The following is a 17,846-nucleotide window of genomic DNA, read 5'->3' as shown; positions in this document are numbered from 1 at the left end:
TTGATACCGTTATTCCGTGATGATAAGGATTTTTTCCAGTTGATCTTTATGTGATCTGCTCATGGGAAGTTTTGTACCGTCGACCTCGACCTTGGTGCTACTCCAATTATCGATCTTATTCACGTTTACGATATATGATTTGTGTATTCTAATGAGTTTGTTCTCGGGCATTTGTTCCAAAAATGCTTTCATAGTGGATAAGACTACAAATTTGCCTTCAGTGGTCACGATCTTAATATAATCGCCCATGGCCTCTACCCATTGAATGGAATTAATAAAGATTTTTTTCTTTTGAAGGTCAACATTAACATAAACGAACTCTCCCTCATCATTATCCCTATTGATTTGGTTTTGGGTCTTCACGGCCCTATCTATCGCCGTAGCAAACCGTGATTTGTCTATCGGTTTTTGTAAATAGTCGGTTATATTATTGTAATCAAAGGCTTTTAGGGCATAATCACTACTATCCGATATAAGGATGATTTGAGGTGGTTTCTCTAAAGAATCGAGTAAATCAAAGCCATTTACCACAGGCATAACAATATCAAGCAATATTAGATCTACTTTGGTTTTTTTAATGGCATTCAAGGCAAGTATACCATTTGCATAATCACCAACAACATTCAAATGGGGATTGTCTTTGGCTAGTTTTGTAATCACGGCCCTTTGAGTTTCAGAGTCTTCGACTACAACAGTGTTCAAGGTTATTTTAGTCATCTTGGGGAGCAACTTTAACGTTGATGTAAATTCGTGTTTGTGTCAGTCAGTTGTTTTGCAACGATGCAAAATAGTCATTGACATCGACTTATAAAAATTGAATCATCCTCAAAAATAAGAATACTTAATCAAATCTGTCGTAAAAAGAAGACATAACATGTCGTAGAAAAGTAAATCATTGGGATTAAACCGATCGCTTTATGATTGACTGATCTAAATCATTGAGCCCAAACCGCAAAATAGATAACTTGGTAAATGTAATCGGAACCTGGAAAGCATAAGGATGCACCGTATGATGAAAGTAAAATAAAAACAATAGACTATGAAAGCTAAAAATCAGATTTACAGGTATTTAGAATGGAAAAGCCCAGAAGAAATGCATCAAACCTCTTTGGATTGGATTTCAGAATTGAAATTTGTCAAGGATGAGCAGATGTTTTTGAATGACTTGGTCAAGTCCTATACGCTTCAAATCACAAGTTCGGGTATGTACGATGAAAGTAGGGAGTTGGTCACTGCTATATCCAATTCGGAAGTGGAAGCAGAGAAACTACTGAAAAAGGCCAAAATACACGAAAATCAACTATCCATTATGGTCGACGATATCGATCAACCCAAAATGGAGAAAGCTTATACCGAATCCCATAGGGATATGATTTTTGCTATTGATAACTATTTGGCCGATTACAGAAAACTCAAAGGAAGTTTGTTCCAAATGATTTCGAAGGTCATGAAGAAGGAAAAACAAAAAAGGCTGTTGAATTAAGTCCCTATAAATAAAATACCATGAAAAAGTTAGGTCTCTTTACACTTGTCGTCCTTTTGATGTTGGGTTGTTCCTCTGCCGAATTGGTAGAAAATTGGAAGAATCCGGATATTGTGATATTCAATGCCAATAAAGTACTGATAGTGGGGATGACCTACAACAAAGATGCCCGAATGGAGTATGAAACCAAATTACGGGATCAGTTTGAAGCCCGTAATGTAGAGGCTATGCGGAGCATAGACGTATTTGATGTTGATTTCACCTCCTCGGAACGTTCTGAGCAAGAGCTATCTGATGTTGAGCAACAATTGTTGGACAAGGACTTCGATGCCATACTTTTCTCTAAGGTAATCGGTGTGGAGAATGTAGAGAAGAACAGAAGGTTGTTGAATAATCTAGATCGCTATAATAGGGGTTTTGATGAAGATTACCTGAGCAGCCAAAGAATTTACTATGAGCCCGATGAACATGAAACTTTTGCTGTTTATCATGCGGAAACTTCCCTATATTGTATTTGTCCGGGTAAGGAAAGGGAATTGATTTGGAGGGGTTCTATAGATATCTTGGATCCTGTAGATATTGAGGATGTGATCGATGATTATATAAAGTTGGTCATTACGGCGATGGAAGATCAAGATTTAATATTCAGAAAAGAAGACAAAAATGAAATTACTGGTCTATAGTGCGCAGGATTTTGAGATTCCCTTTCTTAAAAAGGCAAATAGGTTACGCCATAAAACTACATATATAAAAGAAGCACTTGATACGAACTCTGCGATAAAAGCAATGGGTTTTGATGCCATCAGCATATTTTCAAGTGATGATGCCAGTTTGATCGTTTTGGAGAAATTAAGGGATTTAGGCGTTAAATACATTTCTTTACGATCGGCCGGTTATAATAATATTCAGATCAAGGCCGCCAAAAGATTTGGACTCAAAGTGGCCAATGCCCCGGACTATTCCCCTAATGCCATTGCTGAGCATGCCGTAGCATTGCTTATGGCCGCAAATCGGAAAACACATATTGCCGATCGGCAGGTACATGAGTACAATTTTAAACAGAAACGATTGTTAGGTTTTGATTTGGTCGGTAAAACCGTGGGAATCGTTGGTACAGGACGTATAGGTTCTGTAATGGTCAAAATTATGCACGGATTCGGTTGTAAGCTCCTGGCACACGATTTACAAGTTAAACAAGAACTGATACAGAACTTCGGTGTTGAATATGTTGATATGGCCAAGCTATTTGAGCATGCAGATATAATCAGTCTGCATGTGCCATTAAATTCGGTAACCCATCATATGCTCAATGAGCAGGCTTTTGATAAAATGAAATCGAAAGTGGTACTTGTGAATACGGCCAGAGGTGCGATCGTAGATACTAAAGCCTTGATCAACGCGTTGAGGAACAAAAAGATAGCTTTTTATGCAGCCGATGTATATGAGAGGGAAAAGGGGTTGTTTTTTAAAGATAATTCATCCATTGGTATACAAGATGAAAACTTAAGGACCTTACTTACTTTCCCCAATGTCTTATTAACCCCGCACCAAGCATATGTAACCAAAGAGGCCCTTACTAGGATAGCGGAGATTACCTTCGATAATTTGGATAGTTGGCAAGAAGGAAAACCTTGTAAGAACGAATTGGGATATGAAACCCTCGTGCTATAACAATGGGCTGAATATTTTGGCAAAACCTTCCTTAATTTTTTCCAGATAGGGTCTATTCATAAAGGTTTCATAGTCTAAAGGTATACTTTGGTCTATCTCATTTAAAAAATCCTGTTTTAGTAAAAGGGCTGTTTTTTGATCATAGACCAGGGCATTTACCTCATAATTTTGTTCAAAGCTTCTTATATCCATATTGGCGGTACCTATAGAAACAAGATTATCATCCGAAACGATGATCTTGCTGTGTAGGAATCCTTTGGGGAACAGATATATTTTTACCCCGGCCCTTAGAAAAGTTTCAAAATACGATCTAACACTCCAATTCACCAAAGTGCTATCAGCATTGGCCGATACCAGAAGCCTAACATCGACACCGCTATTGGCGGCAACTTCCAAAGATCTGAGAATCGCTGTGCCCGGAATAATATAGGGATTGGTAATGTAGATATATTTTTTGGCATTATTGATCATAGCGAAGTACGTTTGCCCTATTGGGGAGAAATAATCGTCAGGTCCGCCATAAACGATCTGTACGATTTGGTTCCCTACCTTTTCTTCCAAAGAAGGCAAATCACGATTTAATTCCGAATTGTCACCGGAGACCAAGAACCAATCAATCTCAAATACAACTTGCAATTCTAAAACCGAAGCACCACGTAATTGTATGTGCATGTCGTGCCATTTACCAAGTACCAGATCACCTTTCAGGTATTTATCCGAAATGTTTATCCCCCCTGTAAACGCGATCTTGCCATCAACGATAATAATTTTTCTATGGTTCCTGTAGTTGATAGATGCTAAGAACCTTCCCAATTTAAAGGGCAGAAAAGGATAAACCTCTACACCGATCGATTTAAGTTGGGTAATATATCTTTTACTCAGTGAATAACTGCCGACCCCATCGTAGATGATCTTTACCTTAACACCTTTTTTCACTTTTTCGTCAAATAAAGCTATCAATCTGTCCGCGAGTTCTCCTTCTTCAAAAATGTAATAAAGTAGATAGATATATTTATCGGCAGATTCAAGGGCTTTAAAAATGGCATCGAATGTTGCCTTGCCATCCTTCAACAATTTAACCTCATTGTTCTTGGTGGGCTTAAAACCATTGTTCTTTTCAACAAGGTGGGTAATTTTGGAATATTCTTCAGCCTCCATTTCCACTGTTTCCGCAGCGTCTTTGTTTTCCTGTATTTTTTTTAGGTAATTGTTGATCGCTATATCTTCCTGAATGTCTTTCCAAGAATACTTTTTTCTGTTTCTTCCGATCATCCAATAAAGTAGGATACCTCCGATGGGAATAGTGAAAATAGTTAATAACCAAGCTAGTGTTTTGGCCGGTTTAATTCCGTTGACCAACAAGCTAATGACCATACCAATGGCAATAAGCACATAAATTATCAAGGCTATTATCCAATACATAGCGGTTTTTAGGAATAGGGTTTAAAAATACGAAACATAACGGGAATTTTTCATGATGCCCATCATGGGCAGGGAGCCGGCTAACGCTTTGATTTTGTTATGGCACAAGAGGTTTCTTTAAAAACTTTTGATAACTTTGGCTGTAAGGTTTTTGACAAAAAACCTACTTTTGTTTTATCAAACCCAATTGAATAATTTGAATATGTCAGACAAAATAGAACAAATCAAAACATTGATTATTGGATCCGGTCCTGCAGGTTATACCGCTGCGATTTATGCTGCCCGCGCAGATCTGAAACCTGTTGTTTATACAGGTATGGAACCTGGCGGACAGTTGACAACTACAACTGAGGTAGATAACTTTCCAGGGTATCCTGAAGGTATCGATGGTCCTTCGATGATGATGCAGTTGCAACAGCAAGCTGAAAGGTTCGGGACAGATGTTCGTATTGGTATGGTAACAGCTGTTGAGTTGAGTAAAGTAGCAGGTGGTACCCATAAAGTTACAGTTGATGATAATAAGTTAATTGAAGCGCAAACCATTATAATTTCTACAGGGGCCACAGCCAAATATTTAAATTTGCCCAGTGAGCAACGTTTAAGGGGTGGTGGAGTTTCTGCCTGTGCGGTTTGTGACGGCTTTTTCTACAAAGGACAAGATGTTGCCATAGTAGGGGGAGGGGATACCGCTGCTGAAGAAGCCTCCTATCTGGCAAATATTTGTAATAAAGTAACCATGCTCGTTCGTAAAGATCATATGCGGGCATCAAAAGCCATGCAACACAGGGTAAACAGTCTTCCTAATCTAGAAGTTAGATATAATACCCAAGTTGATGAGGTTTTAGGTGATCAAGTGGTCGAAGGACTTAGAATGGTGAACAACCAAACCAATGAAAAAGAGGAAATCGCCATAACCGGTCTTTTTATCGCTATCGGCCATAAACCGAATACCGATATTTTCAAAGGGCAGATCAATATGGACGAAACCGGATATATTATTACAGAAGGAAAGTCTACCAAGACAAATCTTCCAGGTGTTTTCGCTTGTGGCGATGCACAGGATAAGGAATACAGACAGGCAATTACCGCAGCAGGTACAGGATGTATGGCTGCCTTGGATGCTGAACGTTATTTAGCTTTGGTCGAATCCGCAGAGGAGGAAGTGGCTTAGTTAAGAGGAATAATAATGAAACCGTCCTTACGATGATATTCATCATAAGGACGGTTTTATGGTTAAAAGTGGGAATGGTTTAATCTATTCTTCTATAATTTTCAGAAAATGTTCTGTTACCTTCCTCATCAAGTGTTATCTGGCTATATCTATCATCATCGAGCCAAAGTTCAAATTTGAAGTTGCGTAACGTATCCAGCTCGGTCATCATGCCAATGTCCCCATATTCAATATTTTCTTCCAATCCATTCATCGTAATCTTGTAGGTACCGTAACCAAACCTACCCTTTACATCATTACCATCAGCATCCTTAATGAATTTTTGAGTGGTACGTGACCACATCACCTTACCATTATAATACATTTTCACCTGTCTGTATCCTTCAGTGGTAGGTAAGGTGTCCGTTATGTTCTCACCATCAAAATTGTAAAAATTCTCTAGCTCCCAAGTACCTTCAATAGAGTGATATGTATCGGGTTTAGAACTCGTAAATGCCACTATAGTCACAAATATTGCCATCATGAACGCGGCTCCAAGTAATTTTTTCATAGTTATTTGTTTTAGGAGTTAATATCCTTTAAAAGTTACAAATAATTATGTTAAAATCATAATTCTAAATTGCTATAATTGTGCATTTTATATTTTGGACCGGGGTAAAAAACGTACTGTTAAAGAAAGGAATTTAAAAGAAGAGAGAAGCGATCCATATCTTTTTTGGTATGATGACTGCTCAAAACAATACGGCTCATAACAGACGAACTTTCTGCAGGGTAATTGAAGTTGGTAATTATATGACCGTTTTCTTCAAGATAATCGGCCAATTTTGGAGAATTGAAGGAGTACGTAGGGTGACCGTGCATATGATTGAAAAAATCGAGTTGGTGTATTGTTTTTTCAAAGTAGGACATATTTTGAAAGAGTTGTACTCTTTTTTTGTTGTAAATATCTTGTCCATCAAGGAATGTTGCCATACTTGAAGGAGCGGCAGGACTAGCTCCGCCAAAAAAAGCCGTATTACCAAGTTGTTCTATTCTGTCTTCGGTGCCGAATACCGCCCCGGCCTGTATGGCATAACCTTTGCCCAAAGAGCAGCAGACTATCAATTCCTTAGGCTTAAATCCTAGTAATGTCCTAAAGACCCCTTCACCGTTATTCCCAATTATACCAATGCCATGGGAATCATCGGCCACAATGATTATCTTGTCTAAAGGAAGGGTTTTTAATCCGTTGAAATCAGGATAATTTTGACCACTGAAATCAATGGAATCGATAAAAACCACAGGGATAACCTTATTATTGCTTTGTAAATGTTCTAGAATCGCACATTTCAATTCAATGAAGTCTGTATAAGGTTTGTTGTAATTATTGTAAAGTGCCGAATGGGTATTTGGGGCATAAAATAGCTTGTATTCCGGTTTGTTGAAATTTTGGGCAACGAATTGGCCAGCCAAATAACCGGAGGATAATGTTAGGGCCGATGCACTGCCGACGGTATCAGCGAGTAAAGATTCGGATTTTTCATAAACGGAAAGGCGAATATTCGATTTTCTAGATGCACCATAATTAGTGCCGTATTGCCTTATGTTCTTGATAAATAGATCTTGATATTCCAGATCGGTCTGGAGCCCTAAATAAGAGGTTCCACCAAAATAGTGGTATTTTGAGCCTTTTACCGTTATTTCCCGTCCAGGAAAACCATCGATATAATGTGCCATTATTTTAAGGTTATTCCGCTGCCGCCCAATTTCGGAAATTCAAGGGAGGCATCTTCATTTATACGTATTCCGTTGGCAATATCTTCCTTTAATAACATTGCGCCGTCCATATCAACAAAATCCAGTTGTGGTGCAAGTTGTGCAATGGCCGAGATTCCGACAGAAGACTCGGTCATACAACCAACCATTACTTTTAACCCCATGGCTTTACCTTTTTTGATCATACGAAGAGCCGGCGTTAAACCACCGCATTTGGTCAGCTTAATATTGATTCCGTCGAAATATGGCCCACATGCTTCAACATCGGATTCAAGGATACAGCTTTCGTCCGCTATAACAGGTAATACACAATGTTCCGATACTTTTTTCATACCATCCCAATCAGATGCTTTTAAGGGCTGTTCTAAAAATTCAACCGCTAACTCTTTAAGTAATGGGGCATTGGCTATGGTTTCCTCGGCTGTCCAAGCACAATTGGCATCAATCCTGAATATGGCATCGGTATGTTTGCGTAATTCACGTACGATTTCCACATCATTTTCGGTCCCAAGTTTAATTTTATAGATCGGCCATGGTTTTTCTTCCATTTTGCGGACCATGGTTGGTATGTCGGCTATCCCTATTGTGTAATTTGAAGTAGGGTAGTGGTTAATTCCCGTTCCCCAAATATCGTATAGGGGTTTGCCCAATAATTTGCCATAAAGATCATGAGCTGCCAAATCCAGGGCACAGATGGTAAAATTGCTCAATCCTTGCTCTGTAAGAAATTGATGAAATACCTCGGGAAGGGTAAAATCAAAGGATTCTATTTTCTCCCTTACGGTTTCAATCTCACCCATCATACTTTCAACCGTAATTTTGTAATAGGGGTTTGAAGTGGCCTCGCCATAACCCGTTTGTCCGTTCAAAGATAGACCCACGATCATAGTGTCTTGATAATCATGTGACTCCCTGGAGATACTAAAGGTATGTTTTAAGGCTAAGGTGTATTTTTTTAATAGGATTTGCATGTTGAAAAATGTTTACACTAAGATAGATAAAGCCGATGGACTATAAATTAAAAAAACCATCGAAATTTCGATGGTTCTTTAAGTAGGTTTTAGATGGTATATCACTTAGTTTTTATGTACACTCCCCGATACAGATTTCTTTTTGGTGACATTGGCATCTCCAGAATAAGAAATGTTGCCACCACTACTGGCATCAGCGGTTAGATCATCAGAGACATATACCGATACGTTACCACCGCTACTGGCATCGGCATGGCATACTTTAGAGGTTAATTTTTTTGCGTTGATATTAGCTCCGGAACTTGCATCTACGTAGATGGTCTGGGAATCGCCGGATAAATTAAGGTTGGCCCCACTGCTGGCATCGATATCCACCTCACTTACATTCATTTCTATTTGAATGTTGGCCCCACTACTGCCGTCAATTTCCAATTTATCGGAATTGACCATGTTCTCAGTACTTAAGTGGGCACCGCTAGAACTCTTTAAGGCCGTAATTTCGGGCAAGGTAACAAAGACTTTTTTGGTGGCCCTTCCGATATTTTCTTCGGCATGGATTCGTAGTCTGTCATTTTTAATATCCGTTGCGATTAGATCGATGATGTTCTCATCCGCTTCAACGGTAATACCGAATTCATCCCCTTGGGTAACATAAACATCAAGGCCCTCTGAAGCTGAAACCTCTGTAAATTCACTGGTTATCTCCCTAGTTTCGGAAGTAACGTTCCCATTTCCTTTCTTACCACTACCGAAATCCCCGAAGTTGATGTCAAATCCACAGGAAGATAGAAATAAGGCTAAAATCAGTGCGATTGTAATTCTTACTAGTGTTGTCATGATTGTTTGTTTTTACCTTGAGAATACTTCAAGGTCAGATTAATGATTTTTTGGTTGTTTACCGAAACAAAGTCGGTATGAGTCAATAAATTTATTTTTTATCTGGTATTAAAAAAATAGTTGGTTACCCAGTTGTTGATTATGCTTACTGAACTGTATTGATGATTTAACTGTTCTTGTTTTTGATGACGACACCTTCCTCGTCTATGTTCATTTTAAGTCCATCACCTTTATCGTTCAGGTCAATGTTCAATACTTCCCCATCGGTGCTGTCGTCGGCCTGGATTTTAACGCCGTTCTGATCGATCTTCATTTTAAAGGAATCCCCATTGTCCTTAATATCGATGTCTATGCCATCCTCATTTATGATTATTCTGTCATTGCCTTGTGCGTCTTCTTCTTCAATGATTTCGGGACAATCCAGACATTTCAGTTCACTATCGGTTCCCATATCCCAAATATGTTCCTGTAAATCACATCGTCCCATATCTTGGTCATTATTCGCACTTATTGGCATGCATCTTTTAGACTCACTATCGAATTGAATCTTTTTACCTTCCGGTACATAGAGAGTTATCCAGACTTCTTGGTCCCTGAACTTATATTTTAAGGATGTAGTAAGAAAATCATCGAAAGCAATGGTATTACCTTCCACCTTGTAAGAATATTCAATATTTCGGGCAATCTCTTTTGCTTCGTTAAAAGAACTGCCATTGGCATCTTTACGAATCTTAACACGAACAATACTATCCTTTGACTTTTTTACGGACAGGCGAACATCGTCCGAGACCAAGATTTCTTCTCCCTCATCTGTTGAAGTTACCATAACCCCATCAATCGCCATATTTCTTCTTTTTTCGAAATATTCGGAAGTCTGCATACTAATTGTCAAGGTATCATTGGGCACCTCGAAATATAAAGACTGTTCAACAGTTACACTATCTGAATAGGCATGTGCCGCTGCTTGCCGAATACCTAGAACGACCAAAGTAACCAATGATATAAGCCATAAGCCCAATAAAGTGAATTTGGCAATGTTACCGATGGATTTTAAGTTGTTCACTAAAATCTTTAGTCCTAAATAAAGGACAAAAAAGAAGGGAATACCTATGGCGAAGAACGCTAATAAAGAGACCAACCAAACCGGCGCATTGGTAGAGTTGACCATGTTGTAAAAATCTACTCCTGGAATATGTATCATATCCAAAACCCCAACGGTGAAAAGGCCTATGAACAAACCGATCAACGTAGCTGCTCCGATCAAGATCAAGAGAATTCCTATGAATTTTCCGAAGACCTTAAAAATGAACATGAATATATCGCCGATGGTATCAAAGAAGCTTTTACTACTGCTTTTTACCTTATTGCCCACCTTTTCATAATCCACACTTTTAACCCTGTCTGTAACATCATCAATACCTTCTTTAACTTTGCGCTCTATATTGCTGATGTTCACGGGCTTTCCCGTCATATCCAATTTTTGGGAGGTTGTAACTGCTTCAGGAACCAATATCCAAAGAAGTATATATGCAATGAAACCAAAACCGGTGGTTACCGCAAGGAGAATGAAAATTATACGGATCCATAGGGCGTCGAGACCAAGATAATGCTCCAATCCGGCACAAACACCACCTATATATTTATGCTCCATATCCCGGTAGAGTTTCTTGACCCTAGAAGTAGTATTCGCAGATTTTTTCCCTTTATTAATGGGTTCGTCTTCGAAAATATCCTCATCGATCATATAATCCTCAGGTTGTCCCATGACCGAAATTATGGTATCAACTTCTTTCAAGGTGATGACCTGTCGTTCATTTTCCAATTTTTCATAAAAAAGTTCTGCAATTCTCGCTTCGATATCAGCTTGTATCTCATCACTGCCCGGGGTGTTGGCGAATGAACGTTTTATAGCTTCCAAATATCGACGCATCTTGTTGTATGCCTCTTCATCCATGTGAAAAAGCCTATTTGCGAGATTTATGTTTACTGTCTTGTTCATTATTTTTTGTTTTTTTTGTTGGTTACCACGTTGGTGGCCATTCTTAATTCATCCCAGGTAGTATCTAGTTCTTTCAGGAACAATTTTCCTGTTTCGGTCAAGGTGTAATATTTTCGTGGAGGTCCGGAAGTAGACTCTTCCCAACGATAGTTGAGTAAGCCGGCATTCTTAAGCCTCGTCAATAGAGGGTAAATGGTACCTTCAACGACAAGCATCTTAGCGTCTTTAAGGGTACTAAGAATTTCGGAAGCATATTTGTCCTCTCCGTTCAGGATAGACAGTATGCAGTACTCCAAAACCCCCTTTCGCATTTGTGCTTTTGTGTTTTCTACATTCATAATTTCATGATTCTATTAATTTAACTGTTCGTTTTTCCTGGCCTGGGTCTATTTCAATGTGTGACACGTGATTAAGATGTCTTGAAATAGATCCAGTTCAGGTTTTGATTGATGATTAAACTCCTCCGGGCAACTAGGGTGTTCCCTATTCCCATTTCCTCCATTTAGTGTAAACTGATGATTCTGGTCATCTGCCATTTATTATTGTTCTGTGTCCATATACCTATAAATTTGCTTGGTTTTGAAATTGCATCCGGTTCCTGGTTATTGTAAAATTTATGAAGCCCCATGGCTATCGCCCCGAAACCTTTGATTTCGTGAACTTCGAAGCTGTCCTCAACCAATTCACGGGTTACTTTGCCACAAATATTTTTTTCTATGCCTTCGAGAATTTCTTCCTTAGATGTTGATAATCCCCCTTTGTCATGGTAGAATTCCAGATCTTCGGCCAAGATCATTGCTTGGGTTTCCATATCACAAGTATTATAAGCCGCGAAATAAGCAGTGTCCATGGCCAATATGGTTTCATACAATTCAGAACCCTCAGGCACTTGAGCCGTTGATAGGTTGGCCATCAAGATTATACAAGGTAAGAGTATTATGTTTTTTAGTGACCTCATTATTTTATAAAGTTTATGGTGAAAGGGTATCTAAAAGTCTCTCCCTCATTGGTTTTCATGGTTGCCAAAATGGTATATACCACATTTACTATGAATAAGGCACCGTGCAATAAACCAGCTATTCCTACGGGGAAAATCCATCCGTTGAAAGGAAAACCGTCCAAGTCTATATCTATATTGAAATTGTTATAACTGTTTAGGCCATCAAAGCCGAAAAAGCCGTGATCGAAAATATTGGGAAGAAAACCAATGAAAAACGGAATGCTTATCATACCTAGGATTATAGAATATAAAAGCATGCTAATCTGAAAGTTCAATGCCTGTTTACCGTTGTGGTCAACAAATTCATAATCCCTCTTGTTCGCTGTCCATAATACCAACGGAATAATGAAATTACCAAAGGGAATAAAGAACTTGCTAAAGGTAGATGCATGTATGATCGCTGATAGATTTCGTTCGTGTTTTGAGATGGTGTCTGTCATGGCCTATTATTTTCTTATACAAATATATGGCTAAAAGAAGGTACTTTGCAAAACATAGTACTAAAAATTAACATAGTATTAACATTTAAAAGGTCGATTATTTTGCATACATTTAGTGAAAATTATAATGATCATGGGTACTACCGTACGAAAATTCAATACATTCTCTTTTTTTAAATTACCATCGGCTTGGTGGTGTGGTGTGCGATTAAAGTATATAGATAAGCAAAAAGCCATCGTTACGGTTAAGCATAAATGGTTTAATCAGAACCCCTTTAACTCCATGTTTTGGGCCGTACAAGGTATGGCGGCAGAATTCAGTACGGGTACGATGGTCATTGATCAGATAAAGGAAAGTGGTAAAAGGATTTCGATGCTGGTGTTGAACAACACGGCCAATTTTTCAAAAAAGGCCACCGGCAGAATTACGTTTACTTGTGAAGATGGCCACAAGATAAAGGATGCACTGGATAAAACCATTGCTACTGGAGAGGGGCAGACCGTTTGGATGAAATCTGTAGGTGTAAATGAGGATGGGGTAGTGGTATCTACCTTTGAGTTTGAGTGGACGGTTAAGTTAAAAAAGAAATAAATTTTACGCTTTAAAAGCATTCCGTAGATAAATACCCCTGTTTGGTATACTTAAAACCCTTACAGATCTATTTGCTTTGTTGTTCTTTGGCATAATTACCAATTTCGTTTCTAATTGGTCTTGGAGCTAGTCTATAGTAATCAAGACCTGATCAATAATCTTTAAATTAGAAATGAAAATGCGAAAATTGGTGATTATCTTTATTTTAAGTGCGGTAGGTGTGGGCTTTTCACAGGAAACCGGGAGTGTTTATTTCAACTCTGAAATCTTACCTAATTCCGAAGTGGGAACTTTTAAAAAGAATAGCGTTGGGTTCGATTTTCCGATAAAGAACTTTTCAAGTAAGGAAAGTATCAGCTTAATTGGTGAATATCAAAATTTGAACATTGGTTATGTTGACGAGGACGTACCTTTTGAAACATACCAAATCGATAATTTCCAGACCTTTAGTTTAGGCTTATTATATAATCGAATACTTGAGAACGGATGGGGGTTTTCTTTAAAAGTGGCTCCACAGATATCCTCTAATTTTGACGAAGAGGAATTGGGTAACGAAGATATCTTTGTTAATGGTTCGTTGGTATTTGATAAATTAAACGAGGAAAACAACTCTATGTGGAGTTTCGGGGTTGAATATGATGCCCAAAACGGATTGAATTTCCCGATTCCGGTCGTTGCTTACACCAAAAGGATAGATGATCAATGGGCATATAAAATAGGTTTTCCCGATAGTAGGTTAAAATGGTCTTTTCGTGAGAACCATAATTTTGAAGCTTTCACAACCTTGGATGGTTTCGCGGGAAATATCAATGATGATATTGAAATCTATAGAGAAGATTATACCGGAAAGTTGAAAAACACCTATTTGGTCGGTGGGGTAGGTTATAATGTAACTTTCCTAAAGGCTTTCGTATTCAATGCCAAGGCCGGTTATTCCGCTTTTAACACGATGGAAGTTCAAGATTACGATTCGGACGAGATTTATGATTTTGAATTGGAAAATGGCTTATATTATAATTTTGGGTTAAGGTACAACTTTGGTAAAAAAGCAAAAGTTAAAAGCCCTTATTAGCCAGAGTGGTTCATGAATAGTTGAAACGGTGTTTTTTAGTTGAACTTAATTTTTTCTACCTTGTATTTTTCAATTAAAATGGAAAAAATCAATGAGGTGTAACAAAAGATGAATTTCAGCAACTAATCAATGTCAAACACTAAAAACTTTTAAATGAACGCACACGAAATAGATTACCAGATTTACGGGGAAGAAATGCAATATGTCGAAATAGAACTGGATCCGCAAGAGGCCGTTGTGGCTGAAGCGGGTAGTTTTATGATGATGGATTCCGACATTAAGATGGATACCATTTTCGGCGATGGATCTAATCAGGACAATAGTGTTCTTGGTAAAATATTCTCAGCCGGGAAAAGGGTACTCACAGGAGAGAGTCTTTTTATGACCGCTTTTTTAAATGCAGGACAAGGAAAAAAGCAAGTAAGCTTTGCTTCTCCCTATCCTGGAAAAATATTGCCTATTGACCTTTCTGAAAAAGATGGGAAGTTCATTTGCCAAAAAGATGCCTTCCTTTGCGCTGCTAAGGGTGTATCGGTAGGGATTGAGTTTTCGAAACGCTTGGGCCGGGGATTATTTGGAGGTGAAGGTTTTATTATGCAAAAGTTGGAAGGTGACGGTATGGCCTTTGTGCATGCAGGCGGAACGATGGCAAAAAAGGTTTTGGCCCCTGGCGAAGTATTAAAAGTGGATACAGGCTGTATTGTCGGTTTTACCAAAGATGTAGATTATGATATCGAGTTTGTTGGTGGAATAAAAAATACGGTTTTCGGAGGTGAGGGATTGTTCTTTGCGACACTTCGGGGACCAGGAACGGTATACATTCAATCTTTGCCTTTTAGTCGATTGGCCGGAAGGATAGTGGCATCGATTCCCAGAGGAGGTAAGGACAAAGGTGAAGGAAGTATTTTAGGGACTCTAGGCGATATCGTTGGTGGGGATAACCGATTTTAATCGGGTATTTACGCCTTATATGTCCTTATTATAAATACTTAAAATTCAAAAAATAATGTTTAAAGAAGGGGAAATTGGTTCTTATTCCATTTCCCCTTCTTTTTTTTAACATTACTCTAGTTTGTCCGAAGCCTTGATCAATCGTGCACTTAAATCAGGTGTCTCCATGTCTTTGTCTAACGGAAACATAGGGCGTTTAATGTGCTTGTGGCCCAAACGCTCCAAATCTTGGTCAACTCCGCCTGGGGTCAAGGCCATGATCCAATCGCCCCGCATTTCATAAAGTTCGGGAACCAAATACCCGATTTTAACTACTACGATATCCGTTTTTTCAGGATCTAGGTTCAAATCTATAAAATCGGCCTTGTAGTGGTATGGTTTTCTTTTTTTCGTAACAATGACCTTTATGCTCCCAATTTGTACAACGACTTCAAATTCCGCATCACGGTCCCCTTCTTTTATGGCGGTTACCGTACCGGTAAGTTTTAGGGGAGGGGCGAAACGATCGTCAACTTCGGCACCTGCCATTGCAGAAACTTTTCCACCGACACCGACTTTTAAAGCTTCATTGATCAATTCAGGCCCGGGTATTGAGGCATATATCAAAGAAGGGCCTTTTTCCGATTTGAACTCAGGTCGTGCCAAGATTTCCTCTAATGTCCAAGTAACATCACCGGCACCCCCTGCGGTAGGGTTGTCACCCATATCACTTATGATATAGGGATGTTTCTCACTCTTCAAAGCCTTGGCTAAACTCTCTTCAAAAGTAGCGACAGGGGCTACGAATTCAAATTCATTACGTACCTCCCAGAAAGCTTTGGCTAAATCTTCAGCTCCTTTTGTAACTTCCTCTTTATCATCTCCGGTTACCATTACCACGGCATGGTTACGGGGTTCGTCGGCCCAAGCATAGCCAATCCATATGGCAGCGTCTATAACGCCTTCTTGCTGTTCAATGGCCGGTATTTTAGCGTAAAGGCTTTTACCTGGTTCTATGCGGGTACTTGTTTTTTCGCCTGGCAACAGGATCGGTACGGGAATCCATGCCTTATATTCAGGTTTGCCCTTGCCGTTTTCCAAACGATCTAACATGTTGGTAATCGCCCTTGCTTTTGATTCCAAAGCATCTTCATGCGGAGCCATGCGGTAGCATGTGATCAGATCGCTCTGTTCGGCAAGGGTTTCTGTTACGTTACCATGTAAATCCATAGAGGAGGAAATCAAAACCTCAGGGCCTACGACTTCTCGAATACGTTTAATGAGGTCGCCTTCGGCATCTTGTAAACCTACTACGCTCATTGCACCATGAATATCGAAGAAAAGTCCGTCATAAGGGCCATTTTCTTCCAGCATTTTCAAGGTTTTGCCTACCATACTTTCGTAAGCTTCTGTTGTAACAATCCCGCCAGGTATAGCTTTGCCCAATAGGGTCGGAACCCATTCGGCCCTATTTCGTATGTCACTTCCTTCAGCAAAAAACGGATATCTTCCAAAGATAGAATCCCCGATACGCGCATGAAATGCTTCTTCATGGCTCTGGGCAGGGGAGAAGGTACTCGATTCAATCCCTATTCCCGCAATGGCGACTCTTGGCAGTTTTTTGGTTTCTTGTTTTTCTTTTTGGACTTGTTTGCAACTTACTGTTAGAAAAAATGAAATAAGTAGCAGTACAAAAGACTTTTTCATGTGGTTTATGCTTTGGTTTGGTTAAAATCCCGGAAATTAGCTCTCGAATATAATTGAATTCGTTTTTATCCGTTGATTAAAAGTAGTATTAAAATTTCATTTCTAGCCCCTGTTTATTGGGATAATGTCCCATTATTTTTATCGACATTTTAAATGGGGTTTCAATAAATAACAGTTATAAAAACCAGAAGGATTTTGGAAAAAGGAAGCATAAGGAATATAGAAACCGAATTGTTATCGGATAATTGGTACATTCTGAATAAAATGACCTTTGAATATGAAAGGGAGGATGGTACTTGGGAAGCCCAATCCCGTGAAGTGTACGATCGGGGAAATGGGGCGGCTATCTTATTATATAACAAAGAGAAAGGTACAGTTGTGTTAACACGGCAATTTAGGATGCCCACATATGTAAATGGCAATGAAGATGGAATGATGGTCGAGGTCTGTGCCGGACTTTTAGATGGCGATCATCCTGAGGTTTGTATTAAGAAAGAAGTGGAAGAAGAAACAGGTTACAAGATTGGTGAAGTACATAAAATATTTGAAGCATATAGCTCGCCTGGTGCCGTAACCGAGGTTTTGCATTATTTTGTCGCAACCTATGAAGACGGTATGAAAGTAAGTGAAGGAGGTGGTGTGGACCATGAAACCGAGAATATAGAAGTTTTGGAGATGCCTTTTCAAGAAGCCATTGATATGATCAAGTCAGGTGAAATCAAAGATGCAAAGACTATTATATTGTTGCAATACGCCCAAGTAAACGGATTGGTTGTTTGATAGTAAATCTTCTTCC

At 39.0% G+C, this 17,846-nt stretch carries 19 protein-coding genes; 8 read left to right on the top strand and 11 right to left on the bottom strand.

What is annotated here, in order from left to right; genetic code table 11:
- Window positions 1–9 precede the first annotated feature (9 nt).
- Complete coding sequence (locus GJ691_RS18705; protein ID WP_154369752.1) at window positions 10–717, bottom strand: LytR/AlgR family response regulator transcription factor; 708 nt, start codon at window positions 715–717, stop codon at window positions 10–12.
- A gap of 322 nt (window positions 718–1,039) precedes the next feature.
- Between GJ691_RS18705 and GJ691_RS18700 the strand changes: the two genes are divergently transcribed.
- From GJ691_RS18700 to GJ691_RS18690, 3 genes are read left to right on the top strand one after another with little or no spacing between them, the layout of a single operon-like run.
- Window positions 1,040–1,483 carry a hypothetical protein gene (locus tag GJ691_RS18700; protein ID WP_154369750.1) on the top strand — a complete coding sequence of 148 codons (444 nt, stop codon included), beginning with the start codon at window positions 1,040–1,042 and terminating at the stop codon, window positions 1,481–1,483.
- 20 nt (window positions 1,484–1,503) lie between these two features.
- A complete protein-coding gene (locus GJ691_RS18695; protein WP_154369748.1) occupies window positions 1,504–2,166 on the top strand; it encodes a hypothetical protein in 663 nt (220 codons plus the stop codon).
- Window positions 2,147–3,154: a 2-hydroxyacid dehydrogenase gene (locus GJ691_RS18690; RefSeq protein ID WP_154369745.1), complete on the top strand. Its 1,008-nt coding sequence runs from the start codon at window positions 2,147–2,149 to the stop codon at window positions 3,152–3,154. The genes GJ691_RS18695 and GJ691_RS18690 overlap by 20 nt, the downstream gene beginning before the upstream one ends.
- Here GJ691_RS18690 and cls read toward each other — a convergent pair.
- Window positions 3,149–4,576 (bottom strand): cardiolipin synthase, encoded by a 1,428-nt coding sequence (gene cls / locus GJ691_RS18685; RefSeq protein WP_154369743.1) that lies wholly within the window; start codon window positions 4,574–4,576, stop codon window positions 3,149–3,151. The genes GJ691_RS18690 and cls overlap by 6 nt on opposite strands.
- A 202-nt stretch (window positions 4,577–4,778) precedes the next feature.
- Here cls and trxB point away from each other — a divergent pair, with 202 nt between their 5' ends.
- Window positions 4,779–5,747, top strand: a complete 969-nt coding sequence (gene trxB, locus GJ691_RS18680) for a thioredoxin-disulfide reductase (RefSeq protein ID WP_154369741.1) — start codon at window positions 4,779–4,781, stop codon at window positions 5,745–5,747.
- A 79-nt stretch (window positions 5,748–5,826) separates the two neighbouring features.
- Here the strand turns inward: trxB and GJ691_RS18675 are convergent, their stop codons facing one another.
- The 8 genes from GJ691_RS18675 to GJ691_RS18640 form a co-directional block, all read right to left on the bottom strand.
- Window positions 5,827–6,297, bottom strand: coding sequence for a hypothetical protein (locus tag GJ691_RS18675; protein ID WP_154369739.1), 471 nt, complete (start codon window positions 6,295–6,297; stop codon window positions 5,827–5,829).
- Window positions 6,298–6,416: 119 nt separating this feature from the next.
- The gene (locus GJ691_RS18670) at window positions 6,417–7,463 is read right to left on the bottom strand and encodes a PLP-dependent aminotransferase family protein (protein ID WP_154369737.1); all 1,047 of its coding nucleotides are present in this window, start codon (window positions 7,461–7,463) and stop codon (window positions 6,417–6,419) included.
- Window positions 7,463–8,473: a dipeptide epimerase gene (locus tag GJ691_RS18665; RefSeq protein WP_154369735.1), complete on the bottom strand. Its 1,011-nt coding sequence runs from the start codon at window positions 8,471–8,473 to the stop codon at window positions 7,463–7,465. The genes GJ691_RS18670 and GJ691_RS18665 overlap by 1 nt, the downstream gene beginning before the upstream one ends.
- Before the next feature lie 105 nt (window positions 8,474–8,578).
- On the bottom strand, window positions 8,579–9,310 hold the full coding sequence (locus GJ691_RS18660; protein WP_154369733.1) for a head GIN domain-containing protein: 732 nt from the start codon (window positions 9,308–9,310) through the stop codon (window positions 8,579–8,581).
- A gap of 166 nt (window positions 9,311–9,476) precedes the next feature.
- Window positions 9,477–11,309 carry a PspC domain-containing protein gene (locus tag GJ691_RS18655; RefSeq protein ID WP_179955176.1) on the bottom strand — a complete coding sequence of 611 codons (1,833 nt, stop codon included), beginning with the start codon at window positions 11,307–11,309 and terminating at the stop codon, window positions 9,477–9,479.
- Window positions 11,309–11,647 carry a PadR family transcriptional regulator gene (locus GJ691_RS18650; protein ID WP_109650550.1) on the bottom strand — a complete coding sequence of 113 codons (339 nt, stop codon included), beginning with the start codon at window positions 11,645–11,647 and terminating at the stop codon, window positions 11,309–11,311. Before GJ691_RS18650 ends, GJ691_RS18655 begins: the two co-directional genes overlap by 1 nt.
- A 164-nt stretch (window positions 11,648–11,811) precedes the next feature.
- On the bottom strand, window positions 11,812–12,267 hold the full coding sequence (locus GJ691_RS18645) for a nuclear transport factor 2 family protein (RefSeq protein WP_154369731.1): 456 nt from the start codon (window positions 12,265–12,267) through the stop codon (window positions 11,812–11,814).
- The gene (locus GJ691_RS18640) at window positions 12,267–12,749 is read right to left on the bottom strand and encodes a DUF4870 domain-containing protein (RefSeq protein WP_154369729.1); all 483 of its coding nucleotides are present in this window, start codon (window positions 12,747–12,749) and stop codon (window positions 12,267–12,269) included. Before GJ691_RS18640 ends, GJ691_RS18645 begins: the two co-directional genes overlap by 1 nt.
- Window positions 12,750–12,882: 133 nt before the next feature.
- On the opposite strand from GJ691_RS18640, the gene GJ691_RS18635 reads away from it, so the two are divergent.
- The 3 genes from GJ691_RS18635 to GJ691_RS18625 all read left to right on the top strand — a co-directional run bounded on the left by GJ691_RS18635 (window position 12,883) and on the right by GJ691_RS18625 (window position 15,364).
- Complete coding sequence (locus GJ691_RS18635) at window positions 12,883–13,341, top strand: DUF4442 domain-containing protein (protein ID WP_179955175.1); 459 nt, start codon at window positions 12,883–12,885, stop codon at window positions 13,339–13,341.
- 172 nt (window positions 13,342–13,513) lie between these two features.
- Window positions 13,514–14,413 (top strand): DUF6268 family outer membrane beta-barrel protein, encoded by a 900-nt coding sequence (locus GJ691_RS18630; protein ID WP_154369727.1) that lies wholly within the window; start codon window positions 13,514–13,516, stop codon window positions 14,411–14,413.
- 153 nt (window positions 14,414–14,566) lie between these two features.
- Complete coding sequence (locus GJ691_RS18625; RefSeq protein ID WP_154369725.1) at window positions 14,567–15,364, top strand: TIGR00266 family protein; 798 nt, start codon at window positions 14,567–14,569, stop codon at window positions 15,362–15,364.
- 111 nt (window positions 15,365–15,475) lie between these two features.
- Here GJ691_RS18625 and GJ691_RS18620 read toward each other — a convergent pair whose 3' ends face one another.
- Window positions 15,476–17,050, bottom strand: a complete 1,575-nt coding sequence (locus tag GJ691_RS18620; RefSeq protein WP_154369723.1) for a M81 family metallopeptidase — start codon at window positions 17,048–17,050, stop codon at window positions 15,476–15,478.
- Between the two features lie 195 nt (window positions 17,051–17,245).
- Between GJ691_RS18620 and nudK the strand changes: the two genes are divergently transcribed.
- On the top strand, window positions 17,246–17,830 hold the full coding sequence (gene nudK / locus GJ691_RS18615; RefSeq protein ID WP_154369722.1) for a GDP-mannose pyrophosphatase NudK: 585 nt from the start codon (window positions 17,246–17,248) through the stop codon (window positions 17,828–17,830).
- Window positions 17,831–17,846 lie beyond the last annotated feature (16 nt).

Source organism: Maribacter luteus, assembly GCF_009674825.1.
GTDB classification, from domain to species: domain Bacteria; phylum Bacteroidota; class Bacteroidia; order Flavobacteriales; family Flavobacteriaceae; genus Maribacter_A; species Maribacter_A luteus.
This window is presented reverse-complemented; position numbering and strand designations above follow the sequence as displayed.